Consider the following 19,029-nt stretch of genomic DNA (forward strand, 5'->3'; position numbering starts at 1 on the left):
GGAGGATCCGGTGCGTTGCGGAGGGACGGCCTAGCGGTGCCGGTCGCCGACGGTGACGACGCCCGTCACCTTCCCCCCACCGGTCAGGTCGTACACGACGTCGCCCGTGGTCTTCTTCCAGATCCTGACGCGGAACGTGTCAGGGGCGTCCGTGGCGGTGACGCGGAAGGCGTAACCCGCGGTGCCGTCGACGGTGCCGGAGCCCTGGAGGACGGCCCGGGATCCCGTGACGACCAGCCAGTCGAGCCCTGAGGAGCGCAGCTTCAGCCGTGCCGGTCCGAAGTCGAGGGTGACCCGGCCGGTCGGGGCGGTGGCGCCGGTGCGGTAGTCGGCGGCCAGGGAGAAGGCCGCCTTGCCGGCGAGGCGTGCGTCGGCCGGGTAGGCCCCGGCGGGGGAGACGACGAGGCCCGCGCCCGCCGCGGGGCCCGCGGCACGGTCGTACACGATCAGCTCGGGGAGCGTCGCGCTGTCCGAGGCGCCGTCGTCGTCCGTGACGGTCACCACCGGGCGGTGGATGCCCGCCGCGGTGTAGACGTGCGCGGCCCGGCAGTTCGTGTCGGTGACCGTGCCCGGCACCGGCTTCGTGCCGTCGCCGAAGTCGACCGCGCAGGTGTGGCTGTCGGAGGTGCCCGGGTCGGTGAAGGCGGCGGTGACGACGGCCCGCTGACGGACGCTCACCGGGGACTTGGGCCCGGCTGCGGACGTGATCGCCGGGGCCGCGTCGGTGACGGTCACGGTGGCCGTTTCGGTGCCGCGGCCGCCGGTCAGGGTCACCTCGTAGGTGCCGTCGTCGGTGCAGGTGACGGTGGTCCTCGCCGACTTGGCGTCCGCGAAGGCGCAGGGGGCGTCCTTCTCGGCCGTCCACTCGGCGGTGCCCGCGCCGGAGATCGTGCCGTTCAGAGCGATCGTGTCGCCTTCCTTGCCGGAGGCGTCCGGGCCGGCGCGGACGACGGTGACCGGGTCGATGCTCCCCAGGGTGGGAACGACCTTTTTCAGCAGGCCGTCGGCGTCGAACTCCAGCTTGTCGATGGTCGTTTCGCGGTGCGTGCCGTCACCGCCCGGGACGGCGAAGCGGTGGTAGGCGATGTACCAGTCGTCGGTGTTCGGGACGTGGACCACCGAGTGGTGACCGGGGCCCTTGATGCCGAGTGAGAGGTCCTTCTGCAGGATCACGCCCTGCTTGGTCCAGGGACCGGTGGGCGAGGAGCCGGTGGCGTAGGCGACCTGGTAGTTCTCGTCACGTGTGTCGTTCTCCGACCACATGAAGTAGTAGGTGCCCTTGCGCTTGATGACGAAGGTGCCCTCGTTGTAGCCGCTCGGGGTGATGTCGGTGACCTTCGAGGCGTCGAAGGAGACCATGTCGTCGTTGAGCGGCACCACGTAGGCGCGGCCGTTGCCCCAGTACAGGTACGACTGGCCGTCGTCGTCCGTGAAGACCGCCGGGTCGATCATCTGACCCCGGTGGTCGCCCGCCTTCAGCAGCGGCTTGCCGAGCGCGTCCTTGAACGGGCCGGTGGGCGAGTCGGAGACCGCGACACCGATGTTCGCATCGGCGCAGAAGTAGAAGTAGTACCTGCCGTTCCGTTCCTCCATGGCCGGCGCCCAGGCCCTGCTGTCCGCCCAGGAGACGTCCGGGCCCAGGTCCAGGATGACGCCGTGGTCCTTCCAGTGGACCAGGTCGGTCGAGGAGTACGCCTTGAACTGCGTACCGCTCCAGCCTTCGAAGCCGTCGGTGGTGGGATAGAGGTAGAAGGTGTCGCCGAAGCGGACGATGTTCGGGTCGGCGTTGAGGCCGGGGAGGACCGGGCTCTTCATGATCACGGCCGACACCGTCCAGGTGCGCTTCTTCCCGTCCGAACCCGTGACCTCGTACGCCACCGGCTCGGTGAAGTCGTGCAGGGTGCCGGAGGCGGGGCTGATGCTGGCGCCGTGGGCCAGGGTGAACTGCGGTGCCAGGGCGGTGACGTCACTGCCCTCGGTCAGCGGCAGGACGACCTTGCCGTCCTTGTCGTCGATCAGCGCGTCCACCTTGAGCGCCGGGTGGGTCGCCGCGGCGATGCCGGTGGTGTTGCCGCTCAGCTCCAGGACCTCGGCGGGCGTCAGGGCCCGGTTGTAGATCCGGAAATCGTCGACCTCGCCACCGAAGTACGGGTCCGGGGAGTACAGGGACCTGCCGATGTAGCCCGTGTGGTCCTTGGCGGGGTCGTACAGCTCGGACGGCTTGACGGTGACACCGTTCACGCGGGCCGCTTCGGCGCCGTCCACGTAGAGGATCGCCGTCTCGGTGGCCCCGTTCAGCGTGACGGTGATGTGCTTCCACTCGCCCTGGGTGAGCTGCGAGCCGCCGATCATCTGCTTCTCCCCGGACCACGTGGCCTTCGTGATCGCGGAGAACAGCTTGCCGCCGCCGTTGGAGGGGGTGGCGAAGAGGTACTTGTCGCTGTCGGGGCCGAGCCCGAACAGCCACTGGAAGTTGTCGCCGCCCTTCCACTTGACGTAGGTGGAGACGGTGACGCCGGCCGCGCCCTTCAGCACCCCGTTGGGGATCCTCACGTACGGCGAGTCGGAGCTGCTGGAGCCGCCGGACATCTTGAACGAGCCGCCGTCCACGCCGGTCCCGAAGTCGGGCGTACGGACGTAGGTGCCGTGGTAGCCGTGGCCGCTGGAGTCGCGGGCGATGTTGCCGCCGGTCTCGTCGAAGCCGTAGTGCAGGAGCAGGTCGGCCGGGACGTCCGGCCCCTCGGCGGAGACAGTGACCTCGGCGCTGACCTCGATGGCCGCGTCGCCGGGCAGCTCGCCCGTCACCGTGAAGGTGCCGGCCTGCGCGTACTGCGACTCGGCCACGTCCTCCCAGGCGACGGCGACGGGCCGCTTCGCGCCGTCCGCGTACTCGGCGATGACGGTGGCGGGCAGGACCGGGGCGTCACCGATGCGCGTCTCGACCTTGACGTCCTCGGCGCTCGTGACGATCTGGTCCGGCTGGTAGGTCTTCAGCAGCCGGTCGTACTCGGCCTGGGTGACCGGGAGCACGGTGCCGTGCCGGGGCTTGGACGGCAGGTCGTAGCCGGTGGACGGGGTCCAGACGCCGGAGTCGAGGTCGGTGGTCTCGAAGGGGATGTAGCCGCGGCCGCCGAACTCGTCGAGGAACGCGTACCACTTCTCCTCGGTGTTCGACTTGAAGACCAGCGGGCCCTCGGCGGCGTTCATCGCGCCCTTGCCGATGCCCTCGGCGACGGCCGTCCAGGAGGTGTCGAGGAGCGAGTCGCTCCTCTCCTCGAAGACGAACTTGCTGTTGGGCGTGGAGGAGGAGTTGTTCCGCTCGTCCTTCGAGAGCCGGTAGTAGGTGCCGTCGTGGCGGATCACGGTGGAGTCGATGACCGAGTAACCGCGGTCGATCCACACCTTGGGCTCGCTGAACGTGTAGAAGTCGCGGGTCGTGGCGTACATCATGCGGTTGTACGTGTCGCCGGAGTGGTCGGCGTTCGCGTACAGCTTCGACGCCCAGAAGACGACGTATGCGCCGAGCTGCTCGTCGTAGTAGGCCTCAGGGGCCCAGGTGTTGCCCGCCGAGTCGGGGGAGACCTTGACCAGGCGCTGGTCGGTCCAGTTCACCAGGTCGGTGGACTCCCAGACCATGATGGACTTGCTGCCGGTGCGCTGGGAGGCGTCCCAGTCGCCGTTGCCGTAGATCCGCAGGTCGGTCGCGATCTGGTAGAACTTGTCGCCCTCCGGGGAGCGGATGATGAACGGGTCGCGCAGGCCCTTCTCACCGAGCGTGGAGGTCAGGACCGGCTTGCCGTCGTTCAGCTCCCGCCACTTCAACGGGTCGTTGCCCTTGCTGAGGGCCGCGTAGAGCTGCTCGCCGTCGGAGGTGCCCTCGCCGGTGAAGTAGCTGAACATGTAGCCCTTGTAGGCCTGTGTCGCGGGCAGCTCGGGCACCTTGGCCGTCAAGGCGCGGGTGGTCCTCGCGTCGCCCTTGGTGACGGTCGCGGTCAGCTCGACGGTCGTGGCGCCGGCGCCGTGCGCCGGGCGGTGGACCGTACCGTCGTCGGCCACGACACCGGCGTCCGCGGAGGACCAGGCGACCTTCGTGCCGTAGGCGCCCGTGGCGGGCAGCGTGAGGTTGCCGCGTACGTCGTCGAGGTTGCGCACGGTGAGCGCTGCGGCGGCCCGCTCGGTGGCGGTCCTGTCGTCGAAGGCCGCGGGGACCGTGACCTCGAAGGTCCTGGTGTCGGTGACGGTGCCCTTCCGCAGGGTCGCCGTGAGCGTGGCGTGGCCGTCCGGTTCACCGGCGGCGGGGCGGGTCACCGCGCCGGAGTCCGACACCACCGAGGGGTTGTCGCTCCGCCAGCCGATGGCCGAGCCGCCGGCCGTGCCGGTCCGCGGCAGGACGAGGTCGGCGGTGACGCCGTCGGTGTCCCCGAGGGTGAGGGCCGCCTTGTCGTCGGCGACGCCCCGCGTGGCCACGGGGAGCGCGAGCTGTTCGACCTCGGAGCCGGCCAGTGCCCGGTCGTACACGCGGAAGTCGCGCATCCTGCCCTTGAACAGTTTGTCGCCGGAGTACACCGACCTGCCTATGGAGTTGGCCGTGGTGGTGCCGGCGCCGATCGCGCCGGGGGTGATGGTGACCGCCGTGTTGCGGGCGACCTCCACCCCGTCCTCGTAGAGCGTCCCCGTGCTGCCGGTCTGGGTGTACGTGACGTGCTTCCACACGGCGCGGGTCAGGTTGTGCGAGTCGGCGGGCCTGGTCGTCTGCTCGGTGGACCAGTTGCCGGTCGCGACGGAGGTGCGCAGGGAGTTGCCGGTGGTGAAGAGGTATCCGTTTCCGTTGCCGCCGCTGGAGTTGCCGAAGCCGTAGAGGAAGTACGGCGTGCTCTGGGCCGCGTCGATGAGCACGTCCGTGGAGACGGAGATCGAGTTCAGGCCCTTCATGATGTCGTTCGGCACCTTGACGTAGGTGTCCGTGCCGTTGAAGGCGAGCCCCTGGCCGGCGGCGGACCAGTCGGCGGTGCCCTGGACGGTGCCGTCGCGGCCGTGCCCGGACGAGTCGGTGACGCCGGCCGGCCCGTCGAGCGCGTACCGCAGCACGAGTCCGTCCGTGAGGTCGGCCGTCTCGTCCGCCGGGGCGGCGGTCGCGGTACCGGTGAGACCCAGGAGCAGGGAGGCGGCGGTCAGTCCGGCGAGGCGGGCCGCCCAACGTCTCGCGTGGCTGCGACGTCGTGGGGTGTGCGTCATATCGGCCTGCCGTTTCCGGTGTGTGACGTGGTGTTGCGAGAGTGTCAGACGGAGATCGGTACGCCGTCAATAGATCTCGAACGATGTCCGGCAGGTCGAACAAGGTGGGCGCGGGCAACGCCCTTGGCCGCGCGGCCCGTTGGGAGCCCGCGCCGCTCCGTCGCACTCCCGTCCGGAGATCGAGCAGCCGTACCCGCCCGAATCCCTCACCCGAGTGGAGTACGGGCCGTCATCGAATGAGTGGCAAGTGCAAAGGGCAGATCCTCCGTGACACGACGCGCGAGGGCGAGGAGCACGCCGGTGACCGACGTCTGTTTCAGGGCCGACTTCGCCTCGGCCGGCCAATGGGTCGCGGGCCGCTCGTGGGCCTATCCGGACGGCGGACCCGTCAACCCCGACGACGACAAACTCGACCACCTGGTGGCCGACCCCGCCTACGCCCGCGGCGGCACCTTCCGGGCCACCCGGCGCGCCGACGGCCTGTGGGACACCGGACTGCTCACCACGGAGGGCAGCGACGAGGACTTCCAGGCCCGTACCGGCGACCGGCTGGAGACCCGGGTCAGGCTGCCCGCCGAGACCGGGGCCTGGCCCGCCGTCTGGACCTGGCGCGACGGCGACCAGGAGATCGACGTCTTCGAGTACCACCCCGACAACCCGGACCTGCTGGAACTCTCCAACCACGTCCGAAGCGCCCACCGCTACCTCCGCGACGACGCGGTCCGCCCCGGCGGGTGGATCGACCTCGCCGTCGAGTTCGGCGCCCGCAGCGTGGTCTGGTCCCTGAACGGCACGGTGGTCTTCGCCGACCGGCGGGGCGTGGGCCGGCACTGGTCCGCCCACCTCATCGTCAATCTCTCGGTGTGCGCGGGCCGCTACCACCCGCCGCCCGACCCGGAGGTGACGGAGATGTCCTTCGAGGTGGCCTCCCTCACCGTCCACCGGCCCGCCGGCGCCTGACGTCGCGGGCGGTCGTGCCGGTCCGCTCGACGAGCCGGTGCCGGGCCTCGCGACGAACCGCGCGGAGCGCCGCCGAGGAGGACGACGACGGTGGAGAGGGCCGCCGCGAGCGTGCCGGACGGCCGGCCGGGGTGCGGGGCACTGTGCCACGGCCCGCGCCGGCCGGCCACCGGGCCACGGCGGTCGGGCCACGTCCTCCCCCGAATGGCCCGCCCCGACGGGACGCGGGGCGGTCCGCGCGGTCTTCTGGAGGAACGCCCGACAGAAGGGACGAGCCGTGTACGAGATGAAGGTGGGCCTCGGGTCGGGTGGCGGTGAGCATGTGTGGCACGTGGTGGTCCCGCACCACGGGACGAGCCTGTGCGGCACCGATGTCTCCGCCACCGGCGCGACGGCCACGAACACGACCGACCGCCATTGCGCCCCCTGCATGGTCCATTTGCAGACGCTACTGGACGCGGACCGGAACTGATCCGGCCGTCCTCCTCGCGGGGCCTCCCGCACCGTGCCCGCCCCCGGGCCCTGCCGCCCGGGGGTACGGCCGACGGGGGGACGAAAAGGTGCGGGCACCCGCGACAGCACATCAGATGGGAGGCATGCGAAGGCCCATGAGAGCGGCGTCCGGCCGCCTGCGTCTGTACGCGACCGGTCTGCCGGTCGCCCTGTCCATACTCCTGTCCCTGCACCAGCCGATATCCCCGCCGTCGCCCGGCGAGGAGTCACCCGGTACCCCTGCCCGCGGCACCGCCCGGATGGGCATGGGCGTCGCCCTCCACGACGGCCGGACCGGCTCCCCCGACAGCCGGGCGGCCGGCGGGCCCGAAGGCGTCGACGTCTCCAGCCACCAGCGCGAGGTCGCCTGGCCCACCCTGTGGGCCTCCGGCGTGACCTGGGCCTACGTCAAGGCGACCGAGGGGACGTCCTACACCAACCCCTACTACGCCAAGCAGTACAGCGGGGCCCGCGCCGTCGGCATGATCCGCGGCGCCTACCACTTCGCGACCCCCGACACCGCCGGCGGCGCCGCGCAGGCCGACTACTTCGTGGACCACGGCGGCGGCTGGACCGGCGACGGCGCGACCCTGCCCGGCGTCCTCGACATCGAGTGGAACCCGTACGGCGACGCCTGCTTCGGCAAGTCCCGGGCCTCGATGATCTCTTGGATCGCCAACTTCCTCGCCCGCTACAAGGCCCGCACCGGCCGCGACGCCGTCATCTACACCGCCACCAGCTGGTGGACGCAGTGCACCGGCGACTACGCCGGATTCGGCGCCGCCAACCCCCTGTGGATCGCGCGGTACGCCTCGACGCCGGGCGCCCTCCCGGCCGGCTGGGCCCACCACACCTTCTGGCAGTACACCTCCACCGGACCCACCGTCGGCGACCACGACCGGTTCAACGGAACCCCGGACGGACTGCGGAAGATGGCCACCGGCTGACCGCGCCGGGCCCGCGGTGTCCGCGGCGCCCGCTGCGCCCGTCCACGAGAGTCCGACGATCCGGACCGCGCCGGGCATGACCGGGCCGGTCCGGGGGACAGGCGAGATCATGCACACGTACGAAGACGGACCCGACCGCGACCACCGCCGTCCCGAAGGGGTGAGCGGCGCCACCGTCGAAGCCCTGGGCGCACTGTCCAAGGCACTGGAGACGACGGAGCGGGCCAGAGGTCACCTGTACGGGTTCCACCAGCTGACCGGCACCGCCGACTTCGAGCTGGGCGAGGCGGTCACCCTGCTGCGCAGGGCCGGGCACGAGGAGTGGGCCGACAAGGTCGAGACCGAGATCCTCGGCCGCAACGTCATTCCCGGTCACTGGACCTTCCAGATCGTCGAGGCCTACGACCGCACGTACTACGAGTCGTTCAAGCGACTCGCGCGGGCCGCCGTGGACGAGCTGGCCGAGGGCCGGGACCACCTCTACGAGGCCGAGCTGAAGGAAACACGCCGTACCGCCGGCCATCCTGACCACACCGCTCGCCCGGAAACGGGCGAAACGTGAGGGTGAGTGGCCCGACTCACATGGCACTCCGGTGACGGCACCGACACCATGGTCCCGTCACCGGCAGGCTGAAGGGATCCAGGATGTTCCGCAAGGTGCTGGTCGCCAACCGTGGTGAGATCGCGATCCGGGCGTTCCGCGCCGGCTACGAGCTGGGCGCGCGCACCGTCGCGGTGTTCCCGCACGAGGACCGCAACTCACTGCACCGGCTGAAGGCCGACGAGGCCTACGAGATCGGGGAGCCGGGGCATCCGGTCCGGGCCTACCTGTCCGTGGAGGAGATCGTCGGCGCGGCACGCCGGGCGGGCGCGGACGCCGTCTACCCCGGTTACGGCTTCCTCTCCGAGAACCCCGAACTGGCCCGCGCCTGCGAGGAGGCGGGCATCACCTTCGTGGGGCCCGACGCCCGCACCCTGGAGCTGACCGGGAACAAGGCCCGCGCCGTCGCCGCCGCTCGCGCCGCCGGCGTACCCGTCCTCGGCTCCTCCGAGCCCTCCAACGACATCGACGAACTGGTCCGCGCCGCCGACACCGTCGGCTTCCCCGTCTTCGTCAAGGCGGTGGCCGGCGGCGGCGGACGCGGCATGCGGCGCGTCCAGGACCCCGCCCAGCTGCGCGAGTCCATCGAGGCCGCGTCCCGCGAGGCGGCGTCCGCGTTCGGCGACCCCACCGTCTTCCTGGAGAAGGCCGTCGTCGACCCCCGCCACATCGAGGTGCAGATCCTCGCCGACGGCGAGGGCAACGTCATGCACCTCTTCGAACGCGACTGTTCGGTCCAGCGCCGCCACCAGAAGGTCATCGAACTGGCGCCCGCCCCGAACCTGGCCCCGGAGCTGCGCGACCGGATCTGCGCCGACGCCGTCCGCTTCGCCCGCGAGATCGGTTACCGCAACGCCGGCACCGTCGAGTTCCTCCTCGACCGCGACGGCAACCACGTCTTCATCGAGATGAACCCGCGCATCCAGGTCGAGCACACGGTCACCGAGGAGGTCACCGACGTCGACCTCGTCCAGGCCCAGCTGCGCATCGCCGCCGGCCAGACCCTCGCCGACCTCGGCCTGTCGCAGGACACGGTGACGCTGCGCGGCGCGGCCCTCCAGTGCCGGATCACCACCGAGGACCCCGCGAACGGCTTCCGCCCCGACACCGGCCGCATCAGTGCCTACCGCTCGCCGGGCGGCTCCGGCATCCGCCTCGACGGCGGAACCACCCACGCCGGTACGGAGATCAGCGCGCACTTCGACTCGATGCTGGTCAAACTCTCCTGCCGTGGCCGGGACTTCCCCACCGCCATCAACCGGGCCCGGCGGGCCGTCGCCGAGTTCCGCATCCGCGGCGTGGCCACCAACATCCCCTTCCTCCAGGCCGTCCTTGACGACCCCGACTTCCAGGCCGGGCGGGTCACCACCTCGTTCATCGAGGAGCGCCCGCACCTGCTCACCGCCCGCCACTCCGCCGACCGCGGCACCAAGCTGCTCACCTACCTCGCCGACGTCACCGTGAACAAGCCGCACGGCGAGCGCCCCGCACTGATCGACCCCGTCACCAAGCTGCCCCCGCTGCCCGCCGCCGAGCCGCCCGCCGGCTCCCGGCAGCGGCTCACCGACCTCGGCCCCGAGGGCTTCGCCCAGTGGCTGCGCGCCTCACCGACGCTCGGCGTCACCGACACCACCTTCCGCGACGCGCACCAGTCGCTCCTCGCCACCCGCGTGCGCACCAAGGACCTCCTCGCCGCCGCCCCGGCCGTCGCCCACACCCTGCCCGGACTGCTCTCCCTGGAGTGCTGGGGCGGCGCCACCTACGACGTGGCCCTCCGCTTCCTCGCCGAGGACCCCTGGGAGCGGCTGGCCGCCCTGCGCGAGGCCGTCCCCAACATCTGCCTCCAGATGCTGCTGCGCGGCCGCAACACCGTCGGCTACACCCCCTATCCGACCGAGGTCACCGACGCCTTCGTGCAGGAGGCCGCCGCCACCGGCATCGACATCTTCCGCATCTTCGACGCCCTCAACGACGTCGGCCAGATGCGCCCCGCCATCGACGCCGTACGCGCCACCGGGACGGCGATCGCCGAGGTCGCCCTCTGCTACACCTCCGACCTGTCCGACCCGGGCGAACGCCTCTACACCCTCGACTACTACCTGCGCCTCGCCGAGCAGATCGTCGAGGCCGGCGCCCACGTCCTGGCCGTCAAGGACATGGCGGGCCTGTTGCGCGCGCCGGCCGCCGCCACCCTCGTCTCCGCGTTGCGCCGCGAGTTCGGGCTGCCGGTGCACCTGCACACCCACGACACCGCGGGCGGCCAGCTCGCCACCTACCTCGCCGCGATCCAGGCCGGCGTCGACGCCGTCGACGGGGCCGTCGCCTCCATGGCCGGGACGACCTCCCAGCCGTCGCTGTCGGCGCTCGTCGCCGCCACCGACCACTCCGACCGCCCCACCGGCCTCGGCCTCCAGGCCGTCGGCGACCTGGAGCCGTACTGGGAGGGCGTCCGCCGCATCTACGCCCCCTTCGAGGCGGGCCTCGCCTCGCCCACCGGCCGCGTCTACCACCACGAGATCCCCGGCGGGCAGCTGTCCAACCTGCGCACCCAGGCCGTCGCGCTCGGCCTCGGCGACCGCTTCGAGGACATCGAGGCGATGTACGCCGCCGCCGACCGCATCCTCGGCCACCTGGTGAAGGTCACCCCGTCGTCCAAGGTGGTGGGCGACCTCGCCCTGCATCTGGTCGGTGCGGGCGTGGACCCGGCGGACTTCGAGGCGAACCCCGACTCCTACGACATCCCCGACTCCGTCATCGGCTTCCTGCGCGGCGAACTCGGCACCCCGCCCGGCGGCTGGCCCGAGCCGTTCCGCACCAAGGCCCTCCGGGGCCGGGCCGGGGCCAAGCCCGTCACCGAACTGACCACCGAGGACCGGGAGGGCCTGGAGAAGGACCGCCGCGCCACCCTCAACCGGCTGCTGTTCCCCGGCCCCACCCGCGACTTCGACACCCACCGCCAGGCCTACGGCGACACCAGCGTCCTGGACAGCAAGGACTTCTTCTACGGACTGCGTCCGGGCAAGGAGTACGCCGTCGACCTGGAGCCCGGGGTGCGGCTGCTGATCGAGCTGCAGGCCGTGGGCGAGGCCGACGAACGCGGCATGCGCACCGTGATGTCCTCCCTGAACGGGCAGCTCAGGCCCATTCAGGTCCGTGACCAGGCGGTCGCCTCCGACCTCCCGGTCACCGAGAAAGCCGACCGGTCCCAGCCCGGCCAGATCGCGGCGCCGTTCGCGGGCGTGGTCACGCTGGCGGTCGCCGAGGGCGACGAGGTGGAGGCCGGCGCCACGGTCGCCACCATCGAGGCGATGAAGATGGAGGCCACCATCACCGCCCCGCGGGGCGGCCGGGTCAACCGGCTGGCCATCAACCGGATCCAGCAGGTGGAGGGCGGCGACCTGCTCGTCGAGGTGGGCTGAGCCGGCCGGGGCGGGCACGGTCCGCCCGCCCCGGCCGTACGGTCACGCGGTCGGTCACTCCCCGGCGGCCGCGCCGCCGTTCTCCCGGCCGTCGAGCCCGGTACCCGCACGGCGAACGGCTCCCGCCGCTGGTGCGGCCGGGGACGTCATCGGCCCGGACAGAGGGTGCGGTGGGCCACCGTGGACCACGGCGACCTTGCTCTCGCTCACCCCGGCCAGGTCCCGGGTGGCCGCGCCGCCTGCGAGGTGGCGCGAGTACACCCAACCCCCCTTGCCCACGTGAGCGCCGGACGTCCAGGAGCAGCGCCTGCCGTACCAGGTATGGCCGTGATCGGACGTCTCCGCGCCCGGAGTGCTGGAGGAGGTCCCACACGGCGAGATTCGCGGGTAGCGCCGCAACAAGGGTGCGAGACCGGGTCATGTCGGGCGGGTCAGGGGCCGGCCGGCGGGGGTCTCGGCGCCGCGTCGCTCGTCCGGTCGCGGGACCGCGGCGTCGTCGGGGGCGCCCGCCTCAAGGGGAGACACCCACAGGCCTACGCGTCGGAGGTGCCGCCCGGTCGGACCAGCCCGCTCTCGTACGCCAGGATCGTGGCCTGCACGCGGTCGCGGAGCCCCAGCTTGGACAGCAGGGCGTTCACATGGGTCTTCACCGTGCCCGTGGTCACGCCGAGCGCGGCCCCGATCTCGGCGTTGGCCAGTCCCGCCGCGATGTGCAGCAGGACCTCCTTCTCGCGGGGCGTGAGGGTGGACAGGGCGCCGGTGACGGAGGGCGGCTGCGGGGCGCCCTGCGCGAAGGTGTCGATGAGGCGGCGGGTCACGGTCGGGGCCAGGATGCCCTCCCCGGCGGCCACGACCCGGATCGCGGACAGCAGCTCCTCGGGGTGGGCGTCCTTGAGAAGGAACCCCGAAGCCCCGGCGCGCAACGCCTCGTAGACGTAGGCGTCCAGGTCGAAGGTGGTCAGCACCAGCACCCGCGGGGCGTTCGGCGCCGCGGTGACGAGACGGGTCGCGGTGAGGCCGTCCATGCCGGGCATGCGGATGTCCATCAGCACCAGGTCCGGTCGCTCGGCGGCGGCCAGCGCCACGGCCGACGCGCCGTCACCGGCCTCGGCGACCACGGTGAGATCGGGCTCGGCGTCCACGATGGCGGCGAATCCGGCACGGACGATGGCCTGGTCGTCGACGACCATCACACGCGTGACGACGGGACACCTCCTGAACGGGGTCCGGAGACGACCGGACCGACAACGAACCCGTACGATACCCGGCCGTTCGAGGGAAGCGCGCCCCGGCGTCCCGGCGTCCGGCGCCTCGGAGGTCACGGGCGCGCGAGAAGACGACGGCCACCAAGAAGACGACGGCCACGACGGCCAGGACGCCGAGCGCCGCCGGCCCGGTGCGGCCCGAGGCGATCGCACCAGGGGCGGACACCGGGCCGCGGGGGAGACGGCCGTCCGACGAGGCCCGGCGTCCTCCGTGTCGCGGGCGGCCCGTGGCGTCATCCCCGGTCCCCGCCGCCCCGTTGCTCCGACGTGCTCAGCCCGTGCAGCAGTTCTCGCATGGCCGCCAGCGCCGACCGGGCCTCCGCCGCCACGTCCTCCAGGCGCGCCTGCCGGGCCCGTTCGACCAGCGTGGACGTGTGCTCCAGCACCGCGTCGCGCAACTTCGCCGCCAGCCGCCACCGTTCGGCGTCCGCCGCCCGCTCCGCGTGCCACAGCGACGCGCTGAGTTCGTGGTCGTCCACGGCCAGGATCCGCAGGCGCCGGCGGCGCACGGCCAGCCCGGCACCCCACAGGGCGGCGAACACCCCGGCCGTCATGACGGCCAGCGGGACGAACACCACCACGGCGGTGAGCCGTGCCGAGCCCAGCGTCGTCAGCTTCCCCTCCGCGGCGGCCGTCGCGACCAGCACCGAGGAGAGCGACACCGCCGACGCGCCCCAGGCCGGCCAGGTACGGTCGGCGCCACCGCCGTAGACCCCGATCGCGTACACGGCCAGCAGCTCCGCGAGGGCTCCGACGTCGAAGAACCGGGAGACCTGCTCCGGGACCGCGGCCACGGCGACCGCCGTCGGCCACAGCCACGACGTGGCCAGCACGCCGAGCAGAGCCGCCCACGGGGCGCGTCGGCGCCACAGCAGCGGCAGTGCGTGGACGGTCTGCAGCACGGCCAGGACGAGCAGTCCGGGCAGCGCGCCGCGCAGGTCCGCGGCCGTCCAGTCCTCCGCGACGGCGAGCGCGAACGTCAGGGGCAGCACCGCGGCGGCGAACACCAGGGCCGGATCGGCCAGCCGCTGCTCCCGCAACAGGTCCGCCCGCTCCGTCCCGTCGGGCGGGCCCCAGGGACCGGTGACGTCGGGCAGCGTGGCCCGGACCCGCCAGCCGCCGTCCGGCCGGGGTCCCGCCGTCGCCTCCCCGCCGACGACCGCCGCCCGCTCCCGCATCCCCGCCAGCCCGCGGCCCGACCCGAGGCCGCCCGCGCCGGACGTCGCGGTGCCGCGCGGCGGGGCGTTGTCCACGGTCAGCTCCAGGACGCCGGCCCCGCGCCGGACGCTCACCCGCACGGCGCAACCCGGCGCGTACCGAAGGGTGTTGGTGAGCGCCTCACGGACGATGCCGTGGACGGCCTCCGCCGCGGGGCCGGCCAGGTCCGCGGGGAGTTCGGCCTCGATCGGCCGTCCCAACCGGCCGAACCCGGCGATGAGTTCCTCGATGCGCGCGGTCATCGGGCCCGCGTCGGCGCCGTCGACGTCCCGCATCAGGCCGACCAGGCGGCGCAGGGCGGTCAGTGTCTCGGTGCCGGTGCGTTCGGCGAAGGACAACGCCTCCGCCGTCAACTCGGGTCGGGAGTCGCCCAGCCGGCGGGCCGCGTCGGCGGTGATGACGACGGACGTCAGATGGTGGGCGGTCACGTCGTGCAACTCGCGGGCCAGCCGGTGCCGTTCGGTGTCGGCCGCCCGCCGCCGCGTCTCCTCCGCGCCGGCCAGCCGACGGGCCGCGGCCGACCTCCCCCTCAGCCACTGCCGTCGGCCCTCGCCGAGCCCCGCGCACACCACGTGCACCAGCGCGCCGAGCGCCCATTCCGAGGCGAGCGCGGGCCGCAGCCCGACATGGGCGAGGGACAGCAGCCACTCGACGCCGACGACCGCCGCGACCGCGCGGAGGGTCACGGGCACGGGCCGGCGCACGGCGACCGAGTACAGCGAGACCAGCGCGCCGATACCGAAGTAGCCGTCCGGCCAGGCCCCCTGACCGAGCAGGAGCGTGCCCAGCGTCCAGGCCAGGGTCCGGACCGGCGCCTGCCGTCGACGGCCCAGCACGACCGTCTCCACGGCCAGGGCGACCAGGACGGCGGCGAGCCGAGGCGCCCCGGGCACCTCCTCGCCGGCCATCTCCGCGCCGCCGCACAGCCAGCCGGTCTGTCCGGCCGCCAGCAGGGCGGGGAGCAGCCGGTCGCGTAACGTCTCCATGTCGCCACGAGCGTAGGACGTGGCACGACCGCACCCTCACCCGGCCCCGGCACGAGACCGGTCTCCGCCTCGGGGTGGAGGCGCCGCGCCCGCGACGGGCCGGGATCCACGGCGGGTGTCCACGGGCAGGAGCCACCAGCACATCACCCTGGGCCGCCACCCACACGAGGGGCGCACACCGCGCCCCGGTGAGCCCTGTACGCGCCCCCTCGGGCGTGGGCAGAATGCGCTCTGCCAGAGTGACCACATGGCGGAGGCGTCGGTCCGCATCGCCCACTTCCCCGGGAAGGCAGGTCGGTCGCCGTGTTGTTGCGTCTCCCCACCTCCGTGTCCGAAGCGCAGGAATGCCTCGCCGAGGGTGCCGTGCCGATAGGCGGGGCCACCCTGGTGTGGGCCACCTGGCAGCGGGACGGATTCCCCGAACTGGCCATGTCGCTGCGCGACTTGCCCGCGGCCAACGCGGTCGGGCGCGAGGCGCTGGGCGCGGCCGTGGTGCTGCACCGCATCGACGGGGAGGTGCCGCGGGTGCTGCGCCGGGCGGCCTCCACCGTCGGCACCGGGGCCGTGCGCAGGACCGCCACCGTCGGCGGCAACATCGTCGGCAGCACCCTGCGCTGTCTGCTGCCCGCCGTCCTGGTGCTCGACGCGCGGGCCACGGTGCTCGAACCCGACCGGGTGTACGAGACCGATGTCGCCGAGGTCGTGGCCAAACGCCACCTCATGCTCGGGCTGCGCTGGCGCGAGCCCGTCGTGAGCGGCTACCACAAGACTCCCGCGGACGCGGGAGGTCCGCCGCCCTTCGTGGTGGCGACCGCCGTCCACGCCGACGGCGACGGCCGCCGGCTCCTGCGGGTCGCCGCCCGCGACGGCTACGAGGTGCTCAGCGAGGGCGTCCCGTGCGAGGCCGGCCCCGACGAGGCGCTGCACGCCCTTCACCGCACGGAGTTCGGCGCCCTGCCCGCGGAGGGCCGTGAGGTCGTCCGCCGGCAGGTCGTGGAGGTCCTGGCCCGCTGCGCCGAGGACTGACCGGGGGCCCCGTCGCCCTGGGGCCCCCGGCCGGACCCGCCGGTACGGCTGACTCGCCGCCGTACCGGCATGCGGTCCCGCGCTACCTCACGGGAACTGGGTGATCTTGGACGGGACGGTGTCCGTCCCCGAGGTCGGCGCACCCGTGTCGTTGACGACGTGCGCGTACTGTCCCTTGCCGCCCAGCGAGATCACCTGGAGGCTGTGCAGCCGCACTCCCGGTTTCACCGGGACCTGGAAGCCGTGGTGCTGCACGATCGAGGGGTCGGACGTGAAGTTGCAGTAACTCCCCAGCCCCCAGGCCTCGTGCACGTTCACCGTGTCGGCCACCTTGTAGGCCGCGTATCCGACGATGCCGTCATGGGTGACGGCGGCCGGGTTCGGGACGTCGTAGGCCTTCTCGTTCTGGAAGAAGATCGTCCGCCCGCGTTCGCCGCTCCACACGACGTCGTACTTGTTGAAGTGCTCCACGAACAGACCGGTGGCGAGGACGTCGTCGCCGTTGACCCGCAGACCGTAGTCGGCGCGGTTGGTCTCCCAGCCGACGCCCTCCCCGTGGTCGGCGCGCCAGATCCAGGTGTGGTCGATGACCACGTCGTCACTGTTGACCACCACCGAGTCGGTCGCCAGGCCGGGACCGGCACCGCCGACGCGCACGAACACGTCCTGCATGGTGGTGGGGTTGGCCGCGTGGTCGGCGCCGGACCCGGCCGGGCCGATCCGCAGCAGCGCGTCGGAGCGGACCGCGCCCGCGTCGATGAGGAATCCGGCGAGCCGGACGCCGTCGACGTCGGCCACGTGCATCGCGTCCACGCCGCCGTCGGGCACGAGTGTGGCCAGACCGAGCCCCAGCACGACCGTGTTGGCGCGGTCGACCTCGATCGCGCGGTCGAGGTGGTAGACGCCGGGCGTGAACAGCAGGTGCAGGCCCTGGGCGAGCGCCGCGTTGATGGTGGTGGCCGTCGCGCCCGGCTTGACGACGTAGAACTGGCTCAGCGGGATCGAGGTGCCGCCCGCGTTGGCCGGCCAGGACACCCCGCGCGCGTTGGTGCGCTTGGCGGGCACGAACACCTTGTAGTCGGAGCCGTCGAGGTACAGGAACGGCTTCTCGCGGGAGACCGGGGTGGTGTCCAGCGTGGTGTACGGGCCGGTGTCGAAGTTGGTGGCCGGGGCGCCCTGGACACCGGAGAACGTCATGTTCCAGACGCCGTTGGTCCAGCCGCCGACGGAGCTGTCCCGGGTGTACCACTGCTGCTGGGAGTACGGCCCCACGGTGCCGTCGATCTTGGAGTCGGCGATGTAGCCGCCCGAGGCCCAGCCGTAGCCGTTGGGCGCGAGGTTGAGGCCGCCCTGGACGTGGATCCGGCGGAACGGCGCGGCCTGCGCCACCGCCCACCGGTCGGTGCCGTTGACCGGGCGGATGGCCAGGTTCTCCGCCGAACGCCAGAAGTTCTGGGTGGCGTTGCCGTTGAACCAGCCCGCGTCGACGGTGACGTCACCGTTGATCTGGGTGTCGTCGGGGTTGAGACCGAGCCCGGAGATCGAGGTGTAGAAGCCGATCTGGGCGTTGATCCCGTTGTAGGTGCCCGGCTTCAGCAGGAACTGGTAGCGCCCGGAGCCGAACTGGTTCGACTCCTGCTGGGCGAAGATCTGGTCGAACTTCTGCTGGAGGTTCGGGGTGCCGGGGTCCACGACGATGACGTTGGGTCCCAGATCGCCGCCGCCCTCGATCGGGGGCGTGCCGCCGGTGCCGGTGTGGACGGCGACCTCCCACAGCGAGTAGCCGTACGGGGTGGCGCGGGCGGTCCCGTTGATCCGTACATAGCGGCCGGAGCCGCTGACGTCGTAACTCGCCCGGCCGCCGGTCGCGTTGGTCACGGCGCGCAGGGTGGTCCAGGTCTGTCCGTCCGAGGAGGCCTGGATCTGGAAGTCCTTCGCGTAGGCGGCCTCCCAGTTCAGGTCGATCTTGCACAGGTCCCGTACCGAGCCCAGGTCGACCCGCAGCCACTGGGGGTCGGAGGCCTGGCTGGACCAGCGGGTGCCGTCGTCGCCGTCGAACGCGGCGGAGGCGGGGGTGCCGGCGTTCTCCGTCGAGGAGGCCGAGGCGGCCTTGCCGCGCGCGGCGTTCGCGGTGTCACAGGTGGTGGGTGTGGTGCCGCCGGAGGTGCCGTAGACCTGGAACTCCCAGAGCGAGTAGCCCCAGGCGGTGGCGCGGTGCACGCCCTGCATCCGGACGTAGCGGCCCTGGCCGGACACGGCGAGGGTGTCGGTGCCGCCGTCGCCGCCGGTCACCGTGGACAGGTCCGTCCAGGCGCTGCCGTCCGCGGAGATCTGGAGTCGGTAGTCCTTTCCGTAGGCGGTCTCCCACTGGAGCACCACCTGGTTGACTGTCGCGGTGGCGCCCAGGTCGACCTGGAGCCACTGCGCGTCCGTGGCGGCGGAGGACCAACGGGTGCCGGTGTTCCCGTCCACGGCCAGGGCGGCGGCGGTGCCGGCGTTCTCGGTCGACGACGCGGTGGCCGTCCGGCCCTGGGACAGGAGGGTGTCGGCCGCGGCCGCGGACGGCTGGGTCGTCGGAAGGGTGAGCAACGCTGCCGTGGCGGCGAGCGCGACACCCAGGGATCTGAGTCTCATGCTGGTTCCCTGCGGGGGTGAGTACGGATGCGTGCGGGTGAGTGCGGGTGAGTACACGGGCGCGGGGGCGTGCGGGGGTGCCGGGGCTGAGCAAAGCGGTGGCACCACCGCTTAGTTCACGACTTGATTTAACTGATGACTTCTCTCGTCCGGCAAGCCCCGTGAAGCAGGAAACTTTTCAGGGGGTGACCGCGGCCGACTCGTGGGGGACACCGCCGCGTTCAGAGGATGACGCCGGGGGCCCAC

The 19,029-nt window shown here is 72.4% G+C and carries 10 protein-coding genes; 6 read left to right on the top strand and 4 right to left on the bottom strand.

The window, feature by feature from the left end; genetic code table 11:
- Positions 1-30: 30 nt before the first annotated feature.
- A complete protein-coding gene (locus ACFYO5_RS16160) occupies positions 31-5,235 on the bottom strand; it encodes a family 43 glycosylhydrolase (RefSeq protein ID WP_388709051.1) in 5,205 nt (1,734 codons plus the stop codon).
- 300 nt (positions 5,236-5,535) lie between these two features.
- Between ACFYO5_RS16160 and ACFYO5_RS16165 the strand changes: the two genes are divergently transcribed.
- From ACFYO5_RS16165 to ACFYO5_RS16185, 5 genes are all read left to right on the top strand, one after another.
- Positions 5,536-6,195: a beta-glucanase gene (locus tag ACFYO5_RS16165; protein ID WP_388709053.1), complete on the top strand. Its 660-nt coding sequence runs from the start codon at positions 5,536-5,538 to the stop codon at positions 6,193-6,195.
- A 277-nt stretch (positions 6,196-6,472) separates the two neighbouring features.
- Positions 6,473-6,667, top strand: a complete 195-nt coding sequence (locus tag ACFYO5_RS16170; protein WP_356567120.1) for a hypothetical protein — start codon at positions 6,473-6,475, stop codon at positions 6,665-6,667.
- Positions 6,668-6,791: 124 nt separating this feature from the next.
- The gene (locus ACFYO5_RS16175) at positions 6,792-7,634 is read left to right on the top strand and encodes a lysozyme (protein ID WP_388709055.1); all 843 of its coding nucleotides are present in this window, start codon (positions 6,792-6,794) and stop codon (positions 7,632-7,634) included.
- Between the two features lie 109 nt (positions 7,635-7,743).
- Positions 7,744-8,196, top strand: coding sequence for a hypothetical protein (locus ACFYO5_RS16180; RefSeq protein ID WP_388709057.1), 453 nt, complete (start codon positions 7,744-7,746; stop codon positions 8,194-8,196).
- 83 nt (positions 8,197-8,279) lie between these two features.
- Positions 8,280-11,654, top strand: a complete 3,375-nt coding sequence (locus ACFYO5_RS16185) for a pyruvate carboxylase (RefSeq protein ID WP_388709059.1) — start codon at positions 8,280-8,282, stop codon at positions 11,652-11,654.
- A 533-nt stretch (positions 11,655-12,187) separates the two neighbouring features.
- On the opposite strand, the gene ACFYO5_RS16190 is transcribed toward ACFYO5_RS16185, so the two are convergent.
- Together ACFYO5_RS16190 and ACFYO5_RS16195 are read right to left on the bottom strand one after the other, a co-directional pair.
- Positions 12,188-12,844, bottom strand: coding sequence for a response regulator transcription factor (locus ACFYO5_RS16190; RefSeq protein ID WP_356567215.1), 657 nt, complete (start codon positions 12,842-12,844; stop codon positions 12,188-12,190).
- A 308-nt stretch (positions 12,845-13,152) separates the two neighbouring features.
- A complete protein-coding gene (locus ACFYO5_RS16195; RefSeq protein ID WP_388709061.1) occupies positions 13,153-15,123 on the bottom strand; it encodes a sensor histidine kinase in 1,971 nt (656 codons plus the stop codon).
- Positions 15,124-15,426: 303 nt separating this feature from the next.
- Between ACFYO5_RS16195 and ACFYO5_RS16200 the strand changes: the two genes are divergently transcribed.
- Positions 15,427-16,149 (top strand): FAD binding domain-containing protein, encoded by a 723-nt coding sequence (locus ACFYO5_RS16200; RefSeq protein ID WP_356567112.1) that lies wholly within the window; start codon positions 15,427-15,429, stop codon positions 16,147-16,149.
- Between the two features lie 87 nt (positions 16,150-16,236).
- Here ACFYO5_RS16200 and ACFYO5_RS16205 read toward each other — a convergent pair whose 3' ends face one another.
- Positions 16,237-18,783: a discoidin domain-containing protein gene (locus ACFYO5_RS16205; RefSeq protein ID WP_388709063.1), complete on the bottom strand. Its 2,547-nt coding sequence runs from the start codon at positions 18,781-18,783 to the stop codon at positions 16,237-16,239.
- Positions 18,784-19,029: the final 246 nt, after the last annotated feature.

The sequence above is a fragment of the Streptomyces sp. NPDC006259 genome (assembly GCF_042870975.1).
Taxonomy (GTDB): Bacteria; Actinomycetota; Actinomycetes; order Streptomycetales; family Streptomycetaceae; genus Streptomyces.